The organism is Bacteroides intestinalis DSM 17393, from assembly GCF_000172175.1.
In the GTDB taxonomy this organism is placed as follows: domain Bacteria; phylum Bacteroidota; class Bacteroidia; order Bacteroidales; family Bacteroidaceae; genus Bacteroides; species Bacteroides intestinalis.
Window position 1 is genome coordinate 772,029 of the sequence record NZ_ABJL02000007.1, and the last position, 19,751, is coordinate 791,779.

General features: G+C 39.7%; 21 protein-coding genes and 1 tRNA gene. 13 read left to right on the top strand and 9 right to left on the bottom strand.

Translation table 11 applies throughout. From position 1 onward, the window contains the following. The first annotated feature begins 61 nt into the window (after nucleotides 1-61). From BACINT_RS06800 to BACINT_RS06815, 4 genes are all read left to right on the top strand, one after another. Nucleotides 62-574, top strand: a complete 513-nt coding sequence (locus BACINT_RS06800; RefSeq protein ID WP_044154815.1) for a hypothetical protein — start codon at nucleotides 62-64, stop codon at nucleotides 572-574. Between the two features lie 344 nt (nucleotides 575-918). Beyond that, on the top strand, nucleotides 919-1,302 hold the full coding sequence (locus BACINT_RS06805; protein ID WP_007661667.1) for a hypothetical protein: 384 nt from the start codon (nucleotides 919-921) through the stop codon (nucleotides 1,300-1,302). Nucleotides 1,303-1,309: 7 nt separating this feature from the next. Continuing rightward, the gene (locus BACINT_RS06810) at nucleotides 1,310-1,801 is read left to right on the top strand and encodes a hypothetical protein (RefSeq protein WP_007661669.1); all 492 of its coding nucleotides are present in this window, start codon (nucleotides 1,310-1,312) and stop codon (nucleotides 1,799-1,801) included. A gap of 35 nt (nucleotides 1,802-1,836) precedes the next feature. Then, the gene (locus tag BACINT_RS06815) at nucleotides 1,837-2,610 is read left to right on the top strand and encodes a hypothetical protein (protein WP_007661671.1); all 774 of its coding nucleotides are present in this window, start codon (nucleotides 1,837-1,839) and stop codon (nucleotides 2,608-2,610) included. 415 nt (nucleotides 2,611-3,025) lie between these two features. Here BACINT_RS06815 and BACINT_RS06820 read toward each other — a convergent pair whose 3' ends face one another. Further along, nucleotides 3,026-3,688 carry a hypothetical protein gene (locus BACINT_RS06820; RefSeq protein ID WP_007661673.1) on the bottom strand — a complete coding sequence of 221 codons (663 nt, stop codon included), beginning with the start codon at nucleotides 3,686-3,688 and terminating at the stop codon, nucleotides 3,026-3,028. 147 nt (nucleotides 3,689-3,835) lie between these two features. On the opposite strand from BACINT_RS06820, the gene BACINT_RS06825 reads away from it, so the two are divergent. The 5 genes from BACINT_RS06825 to BACINT_RS06845 all read left to right on the top strand — a co-directional run bounded on the left by BACINT_RS06825 (nucleotide 3,836) and on the right by BACINT_RS06845 (nucleotide 8,309). Beyond that, nucleotides 3,836-4,246, top strand: a complete 411-nt coding sequence (locus BACINT_RS06825; protein WP_007661674.1) for a helix-turn-helix domain-containing protein — start codon at nucleotides 3,836-3,838, stop codon at nucleotides 4,244-4,246. Then, the gene (locus tag BACINT_RS06830) at nucleotides 4,236-4,703 is read left to right on the top strand and encodes a hypothetical protein (protein ID WP_007661675.1); all 468 of its coding nucleotides are present in this window, start codon (nucleotides 4,236-4,238) and stop codon (nucleotides 4,701-4,703) included. The genes BACINT_RS06825 and BACINT_RS06830 overlap by 11 nt, the downstream gene beginning before the upstream one ends. Nucleotides 4,704-4,771: 68 nt before the next feature. Further along, on the top strand, nucleotides 4,772-5,800 hold the full coding sequence (locus BACINT_RS06835; RefSeq protein WP_007661678.1) for a hypothetical protein: 1,029 nt from the start codon (nucleotides 4,772-4,774) through the stop codon (nucleotides 5,798-5,800). Between the two features lie 28 nt (nucleotides 5,801-5,828). Beyond that, nucleotides 5,829-7,352 (top strand): hypothetical protein, encoded by a 1,524-nt coding sequence (locus tag BACINT_RS06840; RefSeq protein ID WP_007661680.1) that lies wholly within the window; start codon nucleotides 5,829-5,831, stop codon nucleotides 7,350-7,352. Nucleotides 7,353-7,355: 3 nt separating this feature from the next. Beyond that, the gene (locus BACINT_RS06845; RefSeq protein WP_007661682.1) at nucleotides 7,356-8,309 is read left to right on the top strand and encodes a hypothetical protein; all 954 of its coding nucleotides are present in this window, start codon (nucleotides 7,356-7,358) and stop codon (nucleotides 8,307-8,309) included. A gap of 1,616 nt (nucleotides 8,310-9,925) precedes the next feature. Here BACINT_RS06845 and BACINT_RS06855 read toward each other — a convergent pair. From BACINT_RS06855 to BACINT_RS06875, 5 genes are all read right to left on the bottom strand, one after another. Next, nucleotides 9,926-9,999, bottom strand: a tRNA-Ile gene (locus BACINT_RS06855). A gap of 95 nt (nucleotides 10,000-10,094) precedes the next feature. Further along, nucleotides 10,095-10,406, bottom strand: a complete 312-nt coding sequence (locus BACINT_RS06860; RefSeq protein WP_007661686.1) for a DUF4491 family protein — start codon at nucleotides 10,404-10,406, stop codon at nucleotides 10,095-10,097. A gap of 10 nt (nucleotides 10,407-10,416) precedes the next feature. After that, complete coding sequence (locus tag BACINT_RS06865; RefSeq protein ID WP_007211685.1) at nucleotides 10,417-10,881, bottom strand: Lrp/AsnC family transcriptional regulator; 465 nt, start codon at nucleotides 10,879-10,881, stop codon at nucleotides 10,417-10,419. Between the two features lie 192 nt (nucleotides 10,882-11,073). Next, entirely contained in the window at nucleotides 11,074-11,940 is an 867-nt protein-coding gene (locus BACINT_RS06870) for an FKBP-type peptidyl-prolyl cis-trans isomerase (RefSeq protein WP_007661689.1), read from the bottom strand. Between the two features lie 21 nt (nucleotides 11,941-11,961). Next, on the bottom strand, nucleotides 11,962-12,558 hold the full coding sequence (locus BACINT_RS06875) for an FKBP-type peptidyl-prolyl cis-trans isomerase (protein ID WP_007661691.1): 597 nt from the start codon (nucleotides 12,556-12,558) through the stop codon (nucleotides 11,962-11,964). A gap of 192 nt (nucleotides 12,559-12,750) precedes the next feature. Here BACINT_RS06875 and BACINT_RS06880 point away from each other — a divergent pair, with 192 nt between their 5' ends. Further along, complete coding sequence (locus BACINT_RS06880) at nucleotides 12,751-13,452, top strand: SIR2 family NAD-dependent protein deacylase (RefSeq protein WP_044154921.1); 702 nt, start codon at nucleotides 12,751-12,753, stop codon at nucleotides 13,450-13,452. A 170-nt stretch (nucleotides 13,453-13,622) separates the two neighbouring features. Here BACINT_RS06880 and BACINT_RS06885 read toward each other — a convergent pair whose 3' ends face one another. The 3 genes from BACINT_RS06885 to BACINT_RS06895 are packed head-to-tail and all read right to left on the bottom strand — an operon-like array spanning nucleotide 13,623 to nucleotide 16,898. Further along, the gene (locus tag BACINT_RS06885) at nucleotides 13,623-14,369 is read right to left on the bottom strand and encodes a glycosyltransferase family 2 protein (protein WP_007661695.1); all 747 of its coding nucleotides are present in this window, start codon (nucleotides 14,367-14,369) and stop codon (nucleotides 13,623-13,625) included. Continuing rightward, nucleotides 14,362-15,627 carry a glycosyltransferase family 4 protein gene (locus BACINT_RS06890; protein WP_007661696.1) on the bottom strand — a complete coding sequence of 422 codons (1,266 nt, stop codon included), beginning with the start codon at nucleotides 15,625-15,627 and terminating at the stop codon, nucleotides 14,362-14,364. The genes BACINT_RS06885 and BACINT_RS06890 overlap by 8 nt, the downstream gene beginning before the upstream one ends. Next, nucleotides 15,624-16,898, bottom strand: coding sequence for a glycosyltransferase (locus BACINT_RS06895; RefSeq protein ID WP_007661700.1), 1,275 nt, complete (start codon nucleotides 16,896-16,898; stop codon nucleotides 15,624-15,626). The genes BACINT_RS06890 and BACINT_RS06895 overlap by 4 nt, the downstream gene beginning before the upstream one ends. A 129-nt stretch (nucleotides 16,899-17,027) precedes the next feature. Here BACINT_RS06895 and BACINT_RS06900 point away from each other — a divergent pair, with 129 nt between their 5' ends. From BACINT_RS06900 to BACINT_RS06910, 3 genes are all read left to right on the top strand, one after another. Beyond that, on the top strand, nucleotides 17,028-17,879 hold the full coding sequence (locus BACINT_RS06900) for a hypothetical protein (protein ID WP_044154922.1): 852 nt from the start codon (nucleotides 17,028-17,030) through the stop codon (nucleotides 17,877-17,879). Beyond that, nucleotides 17,876-18,628, top strand: coding sequence for a cytidylyltransferase domain-containing protein (locus BACINT_RS06905; RefSeq protein WP_007661705.1), 753 nt, complete (start codon nucleotides 17,876-17,878; stop codon nucleotides 18,626-18,628). Before BACINT_RS06900 ends, BACINT_RS06905 begins: the two co-directional genes overlap by 4 nt. 82 nt (nucleotides 18,629-18,710) lie before the next feature. Further along, complete coding sequence (locus tag BACINT_RS06910; RefSeq protein WP_007661707.1) at nucleotides 18,711-19,748, top strand: N-acetylneuraminate synthase family protein; 1,038 nt, start codon at nucleotides 18,711-18,713, stop codon at nucleotides 19,746-19,748. Nucleotides 19,749-19,751: the final 3 nt, after the last annotated feature.

Here is a 19,751-nt window from a genome sequence, read left to right on the forward strand (position 1 = left end):
ATATGTAATGTCCGATGATTCATGTATTCGGAGCATTACTAAATTCAAAATAAATAAAGTTATGGCACGAAAGAAAAAAGTAGAAGAAGAACAACCGGTGACTGCCGAAGTTGTAGAGACTAAAAAGAAATCTTCAAAGAAAGCACCAAAGACTAAAATGTCTGCTCAAAAAGAAAGCATACAGGAAACCGGTGTTCAAGAGCCGATTGTCAAAGAAGAAAATACGAAAGATTCTTTTAAAGACAAAGATTATACAATCGATGAGCTTATAGATATGTTAGGGCCGGATATTGATTGTGAGGATGATACAGAGTTTTCATTAACGGAAGATACTTCTTCACAAGAACAGGAATACATTATGGAGGATATGCTTGCCACATTGGATGAATCAAGCGAAAGTGATGATGAAAAATGTGTTTCAGATGAAGTACTTGATAATTTTGACAAGGCACTCAAAGGAAAAGGTCTTGGTGAAGATTATTTTCGGAAGAAAAAAGAACGGCTCAAAGAGATGGAGTTGGAACATGAGCTTCACGAATTTGCTATTGATGAAATGCTGGATGAAGAAAATTGATTAGATTTGTAATAGCGGCAGTCTCTTAAAGAGATGAAAACTTTTGTAATGTACTTGATTTTATCTAACTTTGTCCTGTCATAGCAATATGACGGACATATTAGAAATTTAAAGTACACGAAAGTGTCTAACTGATTCTCTACGACAAAGTCTGGTAAACTATAAGTAGAACGGGATAGGTTAGCATGTCTCGCGTCATATCTGTATATGGCGTGAGGCTGCTGCTTATTTTAGTTCAAGGTCTTACCAGAGCCCGTCGTATAAAATGAGTTGGCAGTCCTCACGCTTTCGCATTTTATGAACTCTTCTTTGAGGCTGGGGAGAAAACAAAAACTTTATTTAAAATGAAGACATTAAGAATGTTTGCAACCACTTTGATGATGGTTGTATTGTGTGTTGGTTTTGCATCATGTGGTAATGACGATGATAAGGATGAGCCTTCTCCTTATTATACAGCAGAAGAATTGGTAAACACTACTTGGACCGGTTCCAATGCAAAGCAGGATGCCTATGAAATTAAGCTAACGAGCAAAACTGATTTGACATTAAACATTAAGAGCAAGGGTGGAACTGTCTATGTTGATAATGCAGCTTTAAAGTATGAGTACAATGCTGAAAACGGAAACTTTACGTCAAGTTATGAAGGTACTTCCATTAAAGGACAAATAACAAAAACTTCAATGACGTTCTCGTTGGACGGCGAAAAAATAACATTGAATAAAAAATGACGCTCCTATGAACAATAAGAGTAAATTTAATATCATAGCCGGGCTGGCTATGATATTTTTATTTGTTACTTCATGTGATACGGAGAAAGAAGATGTACCGGAAAAAGGGGATGAAATACAAAAGGTAGAAATACCCTCTTCCGATGCAACGAATCCTATTGTAGCAGGACAAATGATAGTTATTCATGGGGAAGATTTCACTGAAAATAGCGAAATATGGATTCAACCTTCCACAGTAACCAAAGCAGAAGGAAAAGAAATGAAAGCTGAAATTATATCAGTTTCAGAAAATGGCATATCTTTCATAACGCCTAAAGTGTCCGGCCAATGCGATATACTTTTAAGGCAGGGCGGTAAAAGCCAAACATTAGGTTCCGTTTATATGGAAGAGAAAGATTTAGAGAGTCTTTCAGAGTATATGTATATTATAGGGGGGCAGAAGAAAATTCACTATCATTACACAAATACGACCAGTCTAATAATTCTTTTCAGAAAGTAAGTGAGTTACAAAAAGGGGATATTATCAAGTTTGTTTTGTCCGGCACTAATGGTAACGGAGTAGCTTATTATTTTCAGGACATATCTGCCTCCGATAAAGTAAGTCTATGTAGTTATGACTTGAAAACCAATAAAGAGCAAGTAATATGTAGTGATTGGCTTACTAAATTCAATAATTCTGCTAACGGACAAGCTATTGGCATGATTGAGGGAAGTTTATGTGGAGTTGAATGTTCCTGGGAAAAAGGTTTTGAAATTATCCAGTTTGGCAATAATGGGACGAAGACCTTGATTAAGACTTTTCCAACAAGTCAGTTAGTTGCAGGCAAAGAGGTAATCAAGTTTTATTGTGAAGACGACAACCTTCTTTTTAACTATGATTCTTCCTCTAAATCTGTATTGGTTACGGGCTCTATTCAATTTAAGGGCGAAGATGATACGTCGGAATGCCTTATATCCTTGAATATAAAGACTGGCGAGATTAAGATGATAAGAGACGAGCAGTCAAAGATATGGTTTCAGACATTGAGTACAGGAAAGCAAATACTATTGCTTGAAACTGATACGGAAATAGACGAAACAACTATCAAGACGATTAACCCTGTAACACTGGAAGTTGGAAACACTTTAGATGTGGTAAAACAATATATATTGCATCCGGTCTATAATGCACAATCCAATTCAATATGTTGGAAGAAACATAATGAATCGGAATATTGTATAATGAAGTATAGTTTGGAAGATAAGACTACCAGCAAAACAATTGCTTCTTTACCTTATATTGAAGCATTATTCTCAATTAAATATTAGAACTTTTAAAATCAAGTGAATCCTCTTGTTGTGACTGTGCAGCAAGGGGATTTTTTTATGCCTTAAAATCTGAACTACCGGAAAAACAAAAGTTCTGTATGTACTATGCTTCTATAAATCAAGCAATTTTTACGTTTCTTCTTTAGCCCCATGCAATCACGGGCTTGCCATATGTTCGTACCTAAAAAAGGCTGTTTTCGTCTCCTGCATCAAGCTTTTCTCTAGCCTCTAATACTCGATATAAAAAAGCAAGAACATATCTCGAATATGAAAGAATAAATTTGAAGTAGAAAATTGTTACAAGAAATGGTTAAGGTAATTAATTGGATTAATGGCTTTAAAGAGGTTTATTTATATTGCTGTATATTCTATTTCCTCTTTTATAAAGAGATTTATTTAACTAACTATATTAATTTTATAAATAATATTTTTTAGGGATTGTTGTAAGATCGCTCAATGTCCAATGTTCATCTTCAAGGTCATCATAAAAAGGTTCAAATATGATATCTGGAAAAGAAAATTCTTTTTTTTCCGGTGATAAATGAAATCCGGTAGTAAGAAAAGTAAACCCTTTCTTATTATACATATTTTTCTCTTCGATTATTGCAAATTCATATTCTCCTATACATCTCAAGATAGCATATTTATAAGGAGACCAACCAATGTGTACCTCCTCATCTTTTTTTATATGCGGAACATCGATAAGTTCAGGATTGAAAAATGCAGAAACTGTTTCGATAAGTTCAGGGGTGAAAGATTCCGGTATTTCGTTAGATTTGAGTTTGTATTTCTCAATGAAATCTCCCCAGCTAAGATAATCAATACTACGTGCTAAAATTCCTAAAGTTTTAGGAGAAACAATTGCTTCATTGTTTTTTCTATATTCCCATACTTTATAAATGGTCTCTTCACTGATAGACTCTGCTTTATTATATTCTCCTCTTCCTCCCAAAGTTTTAAGTTTCTCGTTAATCTTATGTGCCAAAGTTATATAATCCTGTTTTGTTTCAGGATGAACTTTGAATTCATCTTCTATCGCTTTTCTAAATTTACAGAGTTCTGCTGGTGGGTTCTTCATGCCGTTTTTCTATTATTTTTGGGGGTAAAAATACTGTTTTTTTTCAAAACACCAGAAAACACACTACTAACATTAACTAACACCAACTAACACCAACTAACATTTTTAGACATTATAGTACACCGAATAAAAGCCTTTCTTTGCAGCATGAAACAGAAAGATATAATTATGGAAGCTAAAAGTACCACTTATGACACATTACCGGAACGAATAGATTATTTGATTTCGGAGATTAGAGAAGTAAAGGAGTTACTAACGCAAAGGATTGAGAAACCGGAAGAGATTCCCAAATATCTGTCTTTAGAACAAACATTGCTCTACTTGGAAAAGAAAGGATTTTTGGTGAGCAAGTCGAAACTATATAAGATGACTTCTGGGGATATCATACCTTGCCATAAAAATGGCAACAGAATTTATTTTTTCCCGGAAGAACTGAATGACTGGTTAGAAAAACAGTTTGGAACGATGGGTGGAACGAGCCAATACCTTTCAGACCAGAAAACAATAAATAACATTATAAAATCGGCTCAAACTAAAAAATATTATTATGGAAAATAACTATCAAATTGATGATGAGAGAGCTAATTCAAATTTTTCTATCCATTATGACTGTGGTACTTTAATTGCTCAAAAAGACCGAATTGAATTTGAATCATTGGTAGGAGCACAGGGTAAAATTGTTATAGATTTCACCCCACCGAGAGTCTGTCCGTTTATAACGGAATGCTATGAGAAAAAATATGAAAAACTATTTTTGCCTTCTGACTCTGAAGGTTTCGATTTTTTTATTTCTAACAGTGGTTATGTTTCTTCTGATACGAAGTTTAAGACATTTGCTCAACTTTGGGTGGAATATCGCTCTTCGTGTATGGCTTGTTATAGTCTTTATTTTCACTGGCGAGATTTTTTTAAAAAGTTGGTTGGTCTTGGTTTTAAGATGGGACGACATCCGGAAAATAACAAATTGATAGTTTATTGCAAAAAAGATATTTCTGCAAAATGTAATTGGGATTAGTAAATTGAATAGAAAAAGGAGAACTGCCAATTGCAGCTTATTCTTTTTCAAAATTAAAAAATAAAATCATGAATGAAATAATGAAAACGAATCCTCCTTCAAGACTGGCAAAGAAACTAATTAGCCTTAGCGAGGCAGATAACTGGGAGGAGGCGAAAAATGAATGGAAAATGGGACGGTATTATCATATTTCGGAGCATTGCTCATGCCTTTGTAGTTCCAAAGGAGTACATGATATGACTGTAATTGAGAATATATTCAATACTAATCAGATGCATATTTGTAATTCTTGTGCAAGCTTGTATTTCGGAATACAGGAAAGTCTTAAGATTGAATCTGTAGTGCGAAGATTAAAAAAGAACAAGAATTCGCATATGGATAATACATGCTTGACATATTTACATGGAAACGGAATTCTTGGTCTTTTTGAATTTAAAAACTATGAGCTTGTCAGGTCATCCCGAAAAGATGCGTTTAGTGTTTTTTACAGACAAAGAATCAACGAGAGAATTATACATTTTACAAATTTCGCAAATAAATCTATTTTTGAAAAGATTGAAATTCTCATTGCGTGGAGTAAGAAGATGGAAAACCCACATTGTATTTCTGTATTTGTTGAAAAATGGAAGAAGTTAGCGGACACAGGACAAGTTAATATCGCTTGGTTGGATGATTTTATTGAGAAGAACGAAATAGCGCTGTCTCCATTTACAAAACAGGACAAAGAACTGGCTTTGGAAGCTATCCAAGGACAAGTATTTGCCACTTTAGATATAGAAGAATATTTCTGGTCTACAAAATGTAAGTTGACAAAGGATTTGGCGAAACGTATATTGTTTCCATTCTGTATTGAAGGTTTGGAAGATGGCGAAGTCAGTCAGGAAGAAGCTGAAAAAGAGGTGATGGAAAATATGAGGGAAAGAGAAAGAGAGCTTTGGGCATTTTATCTTGCGCAACAGCAAGATTCACAAAGCGATTCCTGGGATGAAGATAATGCTCGTATGAATAAAATTATTAAGGAAGGGATTGCTGCACAGGAAGCCGGTGGAGAGAAAAAAGTGAATGAAAAAGAAAATTCTGTAGCAATAGAAATGTAATTACTAAATCCAACAGAAAAATAAAATTATGGCTGAAATAATGAAAACGAAAGCTAATCCTCCTTCAAGACTGACAAAGAAACTGATTAGCCTTAGTGAAGCTGATGACTGGGAAGAAGCATCTAAAGAATGGGTAATGAGAGGGTATTATTGTGTTTTGGGATATTGTTCGTGTCTTTGCAGTCCTAGAGGAGTGCATAATATAACAGTGATTGAGAATATACATAATTTCAATCAGATGTATATTTGTAACCCTTGCGCAGACTTATATTTTGGTATTCAGGAAAGTCTTAAGATTGAATCTACAGTAAGACGATTAAAAAAGAACAAGGACTTGAATATGGATGATATATGTTTGGCATATTTGTTCAGGAATAAATTTATTGATAGACTTGAACTTAAAAATTACCGACTTGTCAGGTTGTCCCGTAAAGATGAATACAGCCGTTTTTACAGGCAAAGAATCAACAAGAGAATTATAAATTTCACGGATTATGCCAATAAACCAATTTTTGAAAAGATTGAAATTCTTATTGCGTGGAGTAAGAAGATGGAAAACCCACATTATATATCTGTATTTGTTAAACAAAGGAAAGAGTTAGCGGAGACAGGACAAATCGATGTTGCTTACTTGGATGCTTTCATTGAGAAAAACGAAATTGAGTTATCTTCATTTACAAAACAGGACAGGGATTTAGCTTTGGAAGCTATTGGAGAACAAAGACAAAGTACTTTAGATTTGGAAGAATATGTCAGGACTACGAAACTCCGGTTGACAAATGAATCAGACCAATATGTACTGTCTGGATTCTGTTTTGAAGGTCTGGAAGACAATGATACTTATGATGTGGACAGGCAGGAAGAAACTGAAGAATGTAGGGCTATAAGAAAATTGATAAAAGTGGCAAGGGATATTTCGTTGGATTATTCCATAGAACTACAAGATTCTCAAGACGATTTTCAGGATCAGCAACAAGAGCAGATATACGAACTCTTCAGGATTGGGCGCGCCCAACAGGAAGTCGAAGAAAAGAGAAGGGCAGATGAAAAGGAAAGAAAGGAGCAGCGCCTAAAGGATAAAAAGACAATGCAGGAAGAGCGAAAAGTCAGTAAACTGAATCAAGGAAATTTTGACTTTATATATCCTCATGGTTGCGACACCTTAAAATGGGATCACTTTCATGAAAGTGTTATTTCACCCATAGATAAAGATGTCTTAGATGACCTTTCGTATTTGATTTATACTTGGTTTTTGGATATAAAGAAATCTCGTTCATTGAAAAGTTTCATTTACTTTTTTACAAACAGAGAGATTGCTCATAAATTTAAACTTATACCGTATAGTAGAGAGTTTGTGGAAATCATGTATGTAGGCGCTTTGTTACAACTGATTGACATAGATGAATTGGGCGGTATCTTGAATGATTTATATAAGAGTACAGACGATAATATTAAAAGCGATAAAGTCGAATTGTTAAATGAAATATTATCAAAGAAGTCTTATGTAGCTACCCTTAAAGATAATGTAGAAATATTGATTACAAAAAAATAAATTATGAAAAAAGAAAATGGCAATATCGGGCGACAAGGCTTACTCGTTAATTCTATGATGTCTGGAAAAAGAGGTTACAGGCATGAGCTTTTTGGAGATACTTATCTGGAATTTGCTAAAAACAAGAAACTTAATTGGAAGTTTCGAGATTTAGATTCTGCATACAAAAACAGCACTTTTCCTATTACGGTAAATGCATTGGCGAAGCTTACTTGTTTCATGTGTAACTGGATAAAGGATATTGGTGCTTCCTCTGTAATATCTCCTTATTATATCGGTGAGTATTTTGATGATGATTCATTTTCTAAGATGCGTTCAGATTCATGTGGCTTATTTTTTCCTTTTAAGGAAGGCAAACAATGGGCTAATGTGTTTTGGGTTTTGTCACGGCTTAATAAATCATGTATTGAATCATTATTGGGTCGGATATATTCTGATACCAAGGAGGAGGATCAGGGCTCAAAGATTACGGAGCTCATTGGTTTATTAAGTGTTGATGGGTATACGGTACAGCCTCGAATAGGAGATCGTGTATATGTAGAAATAAAACAATCACAGGGAGATAATGAATCCGTTAGAAAGGTTGTAAATAAGGTAAGAACAAAGAAGATTCCAAGTGGAATAAAGCAAAAAACGCTGCAAGAATTGGCTTGTTTTATAGATGGTTGGGTTGAAGAGTTGAAAACAACAAGGGAACCACTTGTTGTTTGGAAGTACAAGAATCCTTACTGGTTTGTTCCCCAAAGGAGAAAGCGTAAAGACTTATATGATTATCTATTATCATGTAAACTTGAGCAGATTACAGCGGTAATTAAAATTGTATATGGTAGTACGGAAGAATCGCAAAAGAGTGAGAAACTGGATAAACTGAATGAAATTTTTAACAAGGATTTTTATGAGATAGCATTTACTTCCAATATCCTGGAAATAAGAAAGATAACAATTGTTTATTTATAAAATAATGAGAGTCTGTATTTGATAATGATTGAATACAGACTTTCTTCTTGTTATTCATTAAATAAAATAGTTTAATTCAATAATAAAATAGTGTTTCGAGAATAAAAGTTATTTCTGCTTGAAGTGATCTCATCAAACAATCACGCATGGTGATGTATGGATAACCAATTGATCGATAAATATTATAAGAATCAATAAGCCGTTTCTGCTTGAAGTGATCTCATCAAACAATCACGCATGGTGGTGTATGGATAACCAATTGATCGATAAATATTATAAGAATCAATAAGCCGTTTCTGCTTGAAGTGACTTCATCAAATAATCATGCATGGTGATGTATGGATAACCAATTGATCGATAAATATTATAAGAATCAATAAGCCGTTTCTGCTTGAAGTGACTTCATCAAATAATCATGCATGGTGATGTATGGATAACCAATCACTCAATAGATATTATGAAAATTAAAAAGCCGTTTCTGCTTGAAGTGGCTTCACCAAACAATCGCGTATGGTGATGTATGAACAATCGATTGATCGATAAATATTATAAAAATTAACAAGCTGTTTCTACTTGAAGTGGCTTCATCAAATAATCGTGTATGGTGATGTATGGATAATCGATCGATTGATAGATATTATAAAAATTAATAAGCCGTTTCTGCTTGAAGTGGCTTCATCAAACAATCGCGTATGGTGATGTATGAACAATCGGTCGATCGATAAATATTATAAAAATTAATAAGCCGTTTCTGCTTGAAGTGGCTTCATCAAACAATCGCGTATGGTGATGTATGAACAATCGGTCGATCGATAAATATTATAAAAATTAATAAGCCGTTTCTGCTTGAAGTGACTTCATCAAACAATCGTGTATGGTGATGTATGGATAATCGATCGATTGATAGATATTATAAAAATTAATAAGCCGTTTCTGCTTGAAGTGGCTTCATCAAACAATCGCGTATGGTGATGTATGAACAATCGGTCGATCGATAAATATTATAAAAATTAATAAGCTGTTTCTGCTTGAAGTGGCTTCATCAAACAATCGTGTATGGTGATGTATGGATAATCGATCGATTGATAAATATTATAAGAATTAATAAGCCGTTTCTGCTTGAAGTAACTTCATCAAACAGTTACGCATAGTGATGTATAAATAACAAAGTCTTGTTTTTCTTATTATGTCTGCTTGAAGTTATACTTCTTGAATCGCTTTTGTTTGGTAGCGGTACAAAAGCTACCTGTTTTCAAAATAATTATGAATTGTAATATCTCTATAACCGGAGAAATAAAGATAGAATCTTGGTTTATTGGAAAATATTGCGAAGAAAAGGGATAACTACCGGTGTGTAGCTTATCTCTTTTCTTATTATCCGTTTATGCAAATTATATGTAAAAGCCTCATCATGGGCATAAATTTGAGAGAACTCTTTGTCAATAGAAGAAGCAGAAAGAAAAAGAATATCATTTACCGGTGTGTCACGTTTATCATTGATTATCACCACTTTCCAGAGGTTGTGTGCAAATTGTGTGCAAGGAGTTTCCGGTAGCATGAAAAAAGCCGCTACAAGGTTGCTTGTAACGGCTTAATTTTCTTTGCTTTATGTCTTGTGGACCAGCCTGGGCTTGAACCAGGGACCTCCAGATTATGAGTCTGTTGCTCTAACCAACTGAGCTACAAGTCCGGTGTTATCCTCATCGGATAGCGGGCACAAAAATAGTATATTCAGTTGAAATATGCAAACCTTTCGGGTAAAATATACTGTTTGCTGCTTTGTTTTTAGAACTTATACGTACGTTTGGGGTTCTTGGGGAACCATCCTTTCTTTACGCGGTCTTCCTGTTCAAAGACTTCTTTGATCGTCCAGAACGAGGAAAAAGCAAATACACCTAAGAGGGAAGCAATCAGGATATTTTCTACACAAAGTGAAGCAGCGACACCTCCGATGCCCAGTACAAGAAAAATCCACCAGCACTTGGTACCCCAATAGTACTCGGCCTTTACTACCACAGGGTGAAACAACCCGATGATAAGAAAAGTACAAATGCCGATGAACAGTCCCGAAAGATGATATTCGTTTAAGAATTCCATAAACTATCTGTTATTTCTCCGGGCAAATGGGAATTTCCTTTTTGATGCTTTGCTCCAGTGAAATCAAAGTTTCAGTAGCGGTTACGCCCGGAATTTCCTGCATTTTGTTATTCAGCAAGTCCATCAGGTGCTCATTATCACGTGCATAAACCTTTGTCAGCATTGTATAAGGACCTGTGGTGAAGTGGCATTCCACGATTTCCGGTATCTTTTCCATTTCGGCAACCACTGATTTATACATGGAACCTTTCTCAAGCTTGATACCTACATACGTGCAGGTTCTGTATCCCAGAGATTTAGGATTCACATGATAACCGGAGCCGACAATAACGCCTAAATCAATCAAACGTTGTACACGTTGATGAATGGCAGCACGTGATACGCCACACTCAGCAGCTACATCTTTGAAAGGAATGCGGGCATTCTGAGAGATGATTTCCAGAATCTGCCGGTCAAGATTGTCTATTTTTTCCATAATATCAATTTATGTAAGTTCTTGTTTTTATCAAATAGTAAGCAAATATAGGACTTTATTTTAATTTCTCTATAAAAATGGAGGAAAAAATAGGGAAAGAGTAAAAAAGAAGCGGACGAAGCAGATGTTTTTGTTTACATCCGTTTTGTCCGCTAAGTTTATGCAGGTGAAGAAGAAATCTTCAGCTGATATTTATTTTTCGATACCAACGAGCTCTACTTCGAATATCAGAGTAGAGAACGGTTTGATCTGACCGCCGGTTTCTCTGCCACCATAAGCCAGGTCCTGAGGAATATAAAGTTCCCACTTAGAACCTACAGGCATCATAGTGAGGGCTTCTGTCCAACCTTTGATAACTTGATTAGCACGGAAAGTTGCAGGCTCGTTGCGTTTGTAAGAGCTGTCGAACTCAGTACCGTCAATCAAAGTACCCTTGTAGTTTACTTTCACTTTGCTGGTGTCAGCAGGAATCTCACCTGTACCTTTGGTGATGATTTTGTATTGCAGACCGCTCGGAGTAGTTACAACACCTTCTTTACCTTTGTTGTCAGCGAGGAATTTTTCACCTTCAGCTTTGTTATCAGCATACTTAACTGCCAAAGCTTTCTCTTTGATGCTTTCCATACCTTCGCGCATGTAAGTTGTTGCAGCTTCTTTAGTCATAACGCCAGTCTTACCTGTGATACCTGCAATGAAACCTGCCAGCATGTTTTCGCGGCTGATAGTCTGAGTAGAGTCGCTACCGAAGATTTGTTGGTTGAAACCTTCTACCCATTGTTTGCCTACCATTTGACCGATTTGCATACCAGTCATATAAGCGAGGTCTTTTTCGCTGGTCTTAGCAGCGCCTTCGTTGAAACCTTTGATGAATTCAGCCATCTGAGTAGTATCAACACCTTGTTGCATCAGATACTGAGTTAAGCCTTCTGTACGAGCCATACCGATGGCATAAGACAATGAGTCAACTTCTGTTTTCAGATTTGCTTTCGGACTTTGTGCAGTACAGGAAGCTAAACCTGCGCCTACTGCAAGAGCCATGATCAATGTTACTTTTTTCATTTTGCTTTTACTGTTTATTTTTTATTTTTGGGATAATATTTCAAGTAATTCTACTTCGAAGATCAGTGTGCTGTGAGGCGGTATCATTTCGCCTGCACCTTGTGCACCGTATGCCAGGTCGGAAGGAATGTAGAGTTTCCATTTGGCGCCTTCGGGCATGAGTTGCAAAGCTTCTACCCAACCGGGGATTACCTGGTTTACACCGAACACGGCAGGTTGTCCGCGTTTGATAGAACTGTCGAACAGAGTTCCGTCAACCAGTGTACCTTCGTAGTGACATTTCACCTGGTCGGTAGCTTTTGCATATTTGCCTACGTTGCCTTCGTTGATGACTTCGTACTGCAAACCGCTTGGCAGGGTAACAACACCCGGACGCTGCTTGTTTTCTTCCAGGAATTGTTTGCCTTGTTCTATGCTGGCGGCATTCATTTTCTCTTCCAGTTCGGCGAAGTATTTGTTCACTATATCGCGGGCTTCTGCATGCGATATAGCGGTTTTGTTTCCTTCTAATACGTCTTTGATAGCTTGTGCAAAGTCATCTACTTCGATGCCTTTTGCACCCATGCTTAATAAATTTTGACCTATTCCAAGGCCGATAGCGTAACTGAATTTATCCATATATCTTTTGGGTTGCGACTGAAAGTGATGTATCTTTCAATCAGTTGCAAAATTACAAGTTGCAAAAGTAAGGGTTTTATTTGAATGATTTATGCTTTTAGGATTTAAATTTTCTTATATCTGTGCCAACTTCGGCAATCTTCTGTATTTTTGTAGGAAAGAAACTGCGATAAATAGAAAGGAGATATGGCAATGAAGAAGAATTTAGTGATTTTGTCCGGTGCTGGAATGAGTGCCGAGAGTGGCATTAGTACGTTTCGTGATGCAGGCGGACTGTGGGATAAATATCCGGTGATGCAGGTAGCCAGTGCCGAAGGGTATGTACGTGATCCGGAGTTGGTGATTGACTTCTATAACGAACGCCGTAAACAATTGCTTGATGTGGAACCGAATGCAGGACATACAGGGCTTGCCGAGTTGGAGAAAGACTTTAATGTGACGGTAGTTACGCAGAATGTGGACAATCTGCACGAGCGTGCGGGAAGTACGCACGTCATTCATCTGCATGGTGAGTTGACAAAGGTTTGTTCGAGCCGTGATCCTTATAATCCTCGTTATGTAAGAGAGTTGAAACCGGAAGAGTATGAAGTGAAGATGGGCGACAAGGCTGGCGATGGTTCTCAGTTGCGCCCGTTTATAGTCTGGTTTGGTGAAGCTGTACCGGAGATAGAAACGGCTATCGGCTATGTGGAAAAGGCGGATATCTTTGTAATCATAGGTACTTCGATGAATGTGTATCCGGCAGCAGGTTTGCTGAATTATGTACCGCGGACGGCAGAGGTGTATCTGATTGATCCGAAACCGGTGGATACGCACTCGATGAGGCAGATACATGTCATTCAGAAAGGAGCTTCGGAAGGAGTGAAAGAACTGAAGACAGAGATTCTTCACTAACTCCTTGTGTTGTCTACAGACTGAAACTTTTGCCATATCTTGCCATCGTTTTGGCACAGTTGTGCCATAGGCATGGCATAGTCTTGCCAAGGCGATGGCAAAACTGTGCCAAGGCTGTGGCACAACTCTGGCACTGTATTAGGTGGAAAGTGTGAGGCTTACTTTGAGTTTTACTTCTTTAATATCATCCGCAATACAAACCATGTATGATGTGCCACGGTACTTACCAGCCCGTAATGTTTCACCATGATGCGGAAGCGTTCCCGTAGGGAGGCTTTCTGATTCTGCGTGGTCATGCCTTCTTCCAGATAATCGATAAGCGTGAGGTGCGTGTTGTGTAACGTCCGTGCTTTTTTCATGATGCGGATGCACCAATCAAAGTCGGCAGAGAAGCGGTATTGCATATCGTAGGGTATGGCCAGACTTCGTTTAGCGAAGAAAGCCTGATGACAAACAAGCATCCCTTGCTTGAAACTCTTCCATGTCAGCACTTCGGGTGCGGAGAGGCGGCGCATACGGAGGAAGTGCCTCTCTTTATTAACCAGAGCCGTTTCACCATAAATAACGTCCGGCAGTTCACCGATTCCCAGGGTATGTACCATCTGCTGCAAAGTGTCATCTTCGTGGAAACTGTCTCCGGCATTGAGGAAACAGAGATAGTCGCCGGTTGCCAGGTTGATGCCTTTGTTCATGGCATCGTACAGTCCCTTGTCCGGTTCGCTGACGATTTGCGTAATGCGGTCGCGATACCTTTCGGCAATGGCGAGGGTGCGATCTTTGGAAGCACCGTCTATAATGATGTACTCTATGTGGTGGTAGGTTTGGGAGATCACACTTAGTATCGTGTCTTCCAATACGGCTTCGGCATTGTAAGTCACGGTGATGATGCTGAACTTGGGCGTAAGGCGATTATGCATGTCTTCCGGTTATTTTGTTGTAAACGTCAATGTATCTTTTGGCAATGGCGCGTTCCGAATAATTGGAAACAGCTTTCCGGCAGGCTTGTTCGGCGAGGGTGGCGTATTCCGGTTCAGTGAGTATCCAGTAGATGCCGTTGGCGAAGTCTTCAACCGATTTATATTGCGCCACATAGCCGTTGTGCAGGTGGTCTATCATTTCCGGTATGCCGCCTACGTTGAAACCTACGCAAGGTATGCCGCAGGACATGGCTTCCATAATCATGTTCGGTAGATTTTCTTCCAGGGATGGGGTGACGAAGAGGTCTACGGAATTGTAGATATCTACCAACTGATGCTCGTTGCTGACGAAGGCGAGCGGATAAACCTTGAAAGGCAACATGTTCTGTATTTGTTGCGACTGGTTACCGAAGACCACAACACCCAATTGTTCTTTCAACTCCGGATATTTCTCTGCCAGCAGTTTGCACGCCTTAATCATGTAATCTACCCCCTTGCGGGTATCCATAATCTTCACCGAACCGAACAGAATCAGTTTACTGTCTTGCGGAAGCATACACTTCTCCCGTGCTGCCTTTTTATCATGAGGCTTGTAGAGGTTGGTGTTGATGGGATTAGGGATATTCGTAATGACGTGTCCGCTGAAAAGGGCACTTTTCTTGGCTCGTTCTTCCAGCCAATGACTACAGGCAACGAAATTGATGTGGCGTCCTTCGTACAGTTTCTGCTTTTTAAGAAATATACGGTGGGAGAGATCTTTCTTTCTGCTTCCGTTATGGATAAAAGGGCAATGATGGCACTCTTCTTCGTAATGCATGCATCCGCCGGAGTAGTGGCAGATGCCGGTGCATGGCCACATATCGTGCATGGTCCAGACTACAGGCTTGCCCGAAGCAAGAATCTTTTCGATGTTCTTTAAAGAAAGCATTCCCTGGTTGATCCAGTGAAGATGTATGACGTCTGCTTGTTGGAATTCCGGCAAAGCGGTGATATCCGTACCGGTATTGGCTATGTCTACAGCAAAGAGATGTCTTTTATTGAAGTGATTGGCCTTCCAGATAACGATTCGTTCCCATACGAATTTCCATACCATGCGCAGGTTGTGGGGCAATTCTACTACGGTGATCTGTTCGGTTTGTTTGTCGCGCACCAGTAGTTTGGCTTTGATGCCGTTATTCTTCAGGGCTTCCATCAGGCGGCTGGCGGCTACAGCCGGACCGCCTATCTTCTCTGTAGTATTAATAAGTAGTATTCTCATTGTGTTACCTTTCTTCTGATTAAGTTCTGGTAGAGGTCGAGATATTGCTTGGCAACGACTTCACCAGAATATTTTTCGGAAACTTCGTTTCGCATATTTTCTTCCGATAGGGTGGCTCGGGCTTCGGTTATTCCCCATCGGATACCCTCCGCCAGACTGTCCGAGGAGAGGTAATCGGCTAAGAAACCATTCTCCTTGTGACGAATAATGTCGGCCTGTCCGCTATTGCCGAAAGACACGGGGACACAGCCGCAGGCCTGTGCCTCGATTAATGTCTGACCGAATGTTTCATAAAAAGATGCGGATACGATGACGTCTGCAGCCGAGTACAGCTGTGAGAGTTTGTCCGTATCACCTATTCGTCCAAAGTAGGTGTAGCTGACGGGGAGGGTGCTGAATAGTTTCTCCGGGTATTTGATTCTGCCGAATAAGGCCAGATGGAGTTTCTCTTGCGGGAATTCTTTCTTTTCAATCAATAGCCGGATTGCCTGAATCAGGTATTCCACTCCTTTGATAGGATCGTCGATACGGGCGGCTCCGAACAGAATGATATATTTGTCGGGCAGGGACAGTTCTTTGCGGGACAGTTCCTTGTCCATGATCCGGAAGTCGGCAAGTGAAAGCGTGTTGGGAATAACGGATATCGGCTTCTCTTTGAGCAAAGTGCTTTGCTGTACTTGTGAGGAGAGCCATTTGCTAACTGCAACGATATTCAGTTGATTGGTGGCATTGAACAGTTTCTGTTTCTTCTTGAATGTCCGGTGTGCCAGGTCGTTTTTGCCTGGGAAACGTAGGAAGGGACAGTTTCCGCATTCACTTTTGAACAGGCTGCAGGTATGGGCATGGTGGCAGATGGCTGTACATTCCCACATGTCGTGCAATGTCCAGACAATGGGCTTACCCGATTCGATGATTTCCCGTATGTTTCTCAGTGAAAGCATTCCCTGGTTTATCCAGTGGAGGTGTATGATATCAGCTTCCCGGAATACGGGTAGTTTGGTTACATTGAAGCCGGTGTTGGCTATGGATATGGTAAAGAGGTTTTTCCGGCTGAAGAGATTGTTTGTCCAGATAACCACTCTTTCCCATAAGAAGGTGTATTTTTTTTGCCAGTTTTTACCTACTGAAATCACCTGTTCCGATTGGCTTTCCTTGTGGAGGACGAGCATCTTCACGTCTGTTCCCGCTGTATAGAGCGACTCCATCAGGCGTCTGGCAGCAATGGCGGCTCCGCCTGTTTTCTCGGACGTATTGATTATAAGTACTCTCATGTTGCGGAATGTTTTGGCAAAAGTACAGCTTTTACCGCTTTATATCCACAAATTCGCGGTTTTTTTAGCCAATAAAGGCGAAAGTATCTATCTTTGCAGAGGAAGTTTTATTATCATTTGACAATGAATATGGGAGAAAAAGGTTTGAAATGGTTGGAACAGCTCTGGCAGTGCTTTCTCAGTATAGTGAAGATTCTGTTGCAGTCCAAGTGGGGTACACGTTTACCGTCTTCTTTCAGCAATCCGGATGAGTTGCTGATATTGGCTAACGGTCCTTCGCTGAACCGTACCGTAGAAGAATCCGCGGACTTCATACAAGGAAAAACTTTACTGGCTGTGAACTTTTGTGTAAGCTCACCTATGTTCGAGCGTCTCCGCCCTGAGCTTTATCTGATTGCCGATCCGTTGTTCTGGATTGTTCCTGAGAAGCGCGTGCAGCTTTTCAAGACAATGGCCGAGAAAACTACCTGGGACATGAATTTTTTTGTTCCTGCCCGTGCTCTGAAAGATAAAGAATGGCAACCCTTATTGGCCGGTAATCCTCATATCAAACTCTATATTTATAACACAACGCCCATTGAAGGCTTCCAGAGTTTCTGTAACTGGATTTTCCGTAAAGGATGGGGTGTTCCCCGTCCGCACAATGTGCTGATACCTTCTATTGCCATGGGGTTGCGTCTGCCATTCCGGAAGATTTATATGGCAGGTGCCGATCACTCTTGGTTGCCGGAAATCACAGTAACAGATGATAACGTAGTATTGATGCACCAGAAGCACTTCTACGACCAGAACAAATCGCAGGCCGACACCGTGAAGCAGGAGAATCTGAATAGCGCACGACTTTATACGATTCTTTATCACATGCATGTAGCCTTCAAGTCTTACTTTATTCTCGAAGCCTACGCCCGCAAATTGGGTAAGGAAGTAATCAACGTTACCCCCGGTTCTTATATCGATGCTTTTAAACGGATGAAAATATGAAAGATGGAATAATTATTCAGGCACGTACCGGTTCCACCCGGTTGCACAATAAGATACTGCTCCCTTTCTATGGCGAACAGCGCATTATCGACATTCTGATAGCCAATATCAAACAGGCTTGTCCGGATAAGTGTATCATACTTGCCACGACCAACCGTCCGCAGGATGATGTACTTGCCGAAGTAGCCCATCAGGCAGGCATCCTCAGTTTTCGTGGTGATGAGGACAATGTGCTCGATCGCTTTATCCGTGCTGCCGAAGTCTTCGGCGTGGATCGTTTTATCCGTGTTTGTTCGGATAATCCTTTTCTGCGTCCCGAAACTTTCAATACTTTCTTTGCTGAACATGCTTTTTGTCCGGCAGATTATATCGCCTATGGCTTTGCTGACGGGCGTCCTACTATTAAATCTCACTTGGGTTTATATTCCGAGCTGACAACGATCAATGCTCTGCGTCGTGCGGCAGTTTCCACACAAGAGAAACTCCACATCGAGCATGTCACCATCTATCTTTATACACATCCTGAAAAGTTCAAGGTGCGTCTGCTTCCTTTGCCTGCCGAGTTGGAGGGCCGTTTCGATCTTCGTTTCACCCTCGATACGATGGAAGACTTTACCCTGCTACAAGAGCTTTATGCTACTTTCTATGAAAAGACTGATCGTAGTGTTCATGCCCTGTTGCAACTGGTGCAATCGCATCCCGAATATCGTGCCAAGATGCTGGAGAATATTGCAAGAAATGAAAAATAGGAAATTAATTATGAATAGTGAGTGATGAATATCTTCCGCTACGCTCACAATCCATAATCCATAATTCATAATTCATAATTTCATGAGTACTTATATAATAGGAGAAATCGGACAGAACCATAACGGTTCCGTCGACATAGCCAAGTTGATCGTAGACCTGGTGTCCCGCCCTGTTCGTGAAGAAGTGTTCAATATAGAACTCCGTCCGATGGATGCGGTGAAACTGACCAAGCGTGATCTGAATGAGGAACTGACGGACTCGCAGATGAACCGTCCGTATGATTCTCCCCATTCTTTCGGACGCACCTATGGCGAGCATCGCGCTTTCCTGGAACTGACGGACGAAGAGCATCTGGAAATCTATAAGCATGCCAAGGCTTTAGGCCTCGATTTTGTGGAAACGCTTTGTTCCAAAGGCTGTCTCTCCTTGTTGAAGCTCTTCACTCCCGACCGCCTGAAAGTGGCAAGCCGTGACCTTACCAACTTGCCGTTGCTGGAAGTAATGGCCGAAACGAAGATACCTATTATCCTGTCTACCGGTATGGCAGGCAAGAAGGAACTGGATGATGCTTTGGAAGTTATCACTCGCTATCATGATAACATTTCTATCTTGCATTGTGTATCCCAGTATCCCACACAGCCCGATAATCTGAATTTAAAGACGATTTCTTATCTGAAACAGCATTATGGTCAATACTGTATTGGTTTTTCAGATCATACCATTGGCATTGCTGCCCCTATCGTTGCTGTAGGTATGGGTGCGGAGATCATCGAAAAGCATGTCACTATCGACCGTCGCATGAAAGGAACCGATCAGCAAGGTTCGCTCGGACCTGATGGTGTGAACCGCATGATACGTGATATCCGTATTGCCGAACGCTGGCTGGGAAAAGAAGAATTGTATATCGACTCCTCGGTGACTTCGGCAAAAGTGAAACTGGAACGTTCTATTGCAACGAATAAAACCTTGCATCCCGGAGACATTATTACTGAAGATGATATCCATTTGTTAAGTCCCGGTGATGGCTTTAAATGGGCCGAACGTGAGAAGGTAGTAGGGCATAAAGTATTGAAAGAAATTCCCCGTAATGAGATCATTTATCCGAGTTCTATCATTTAACTG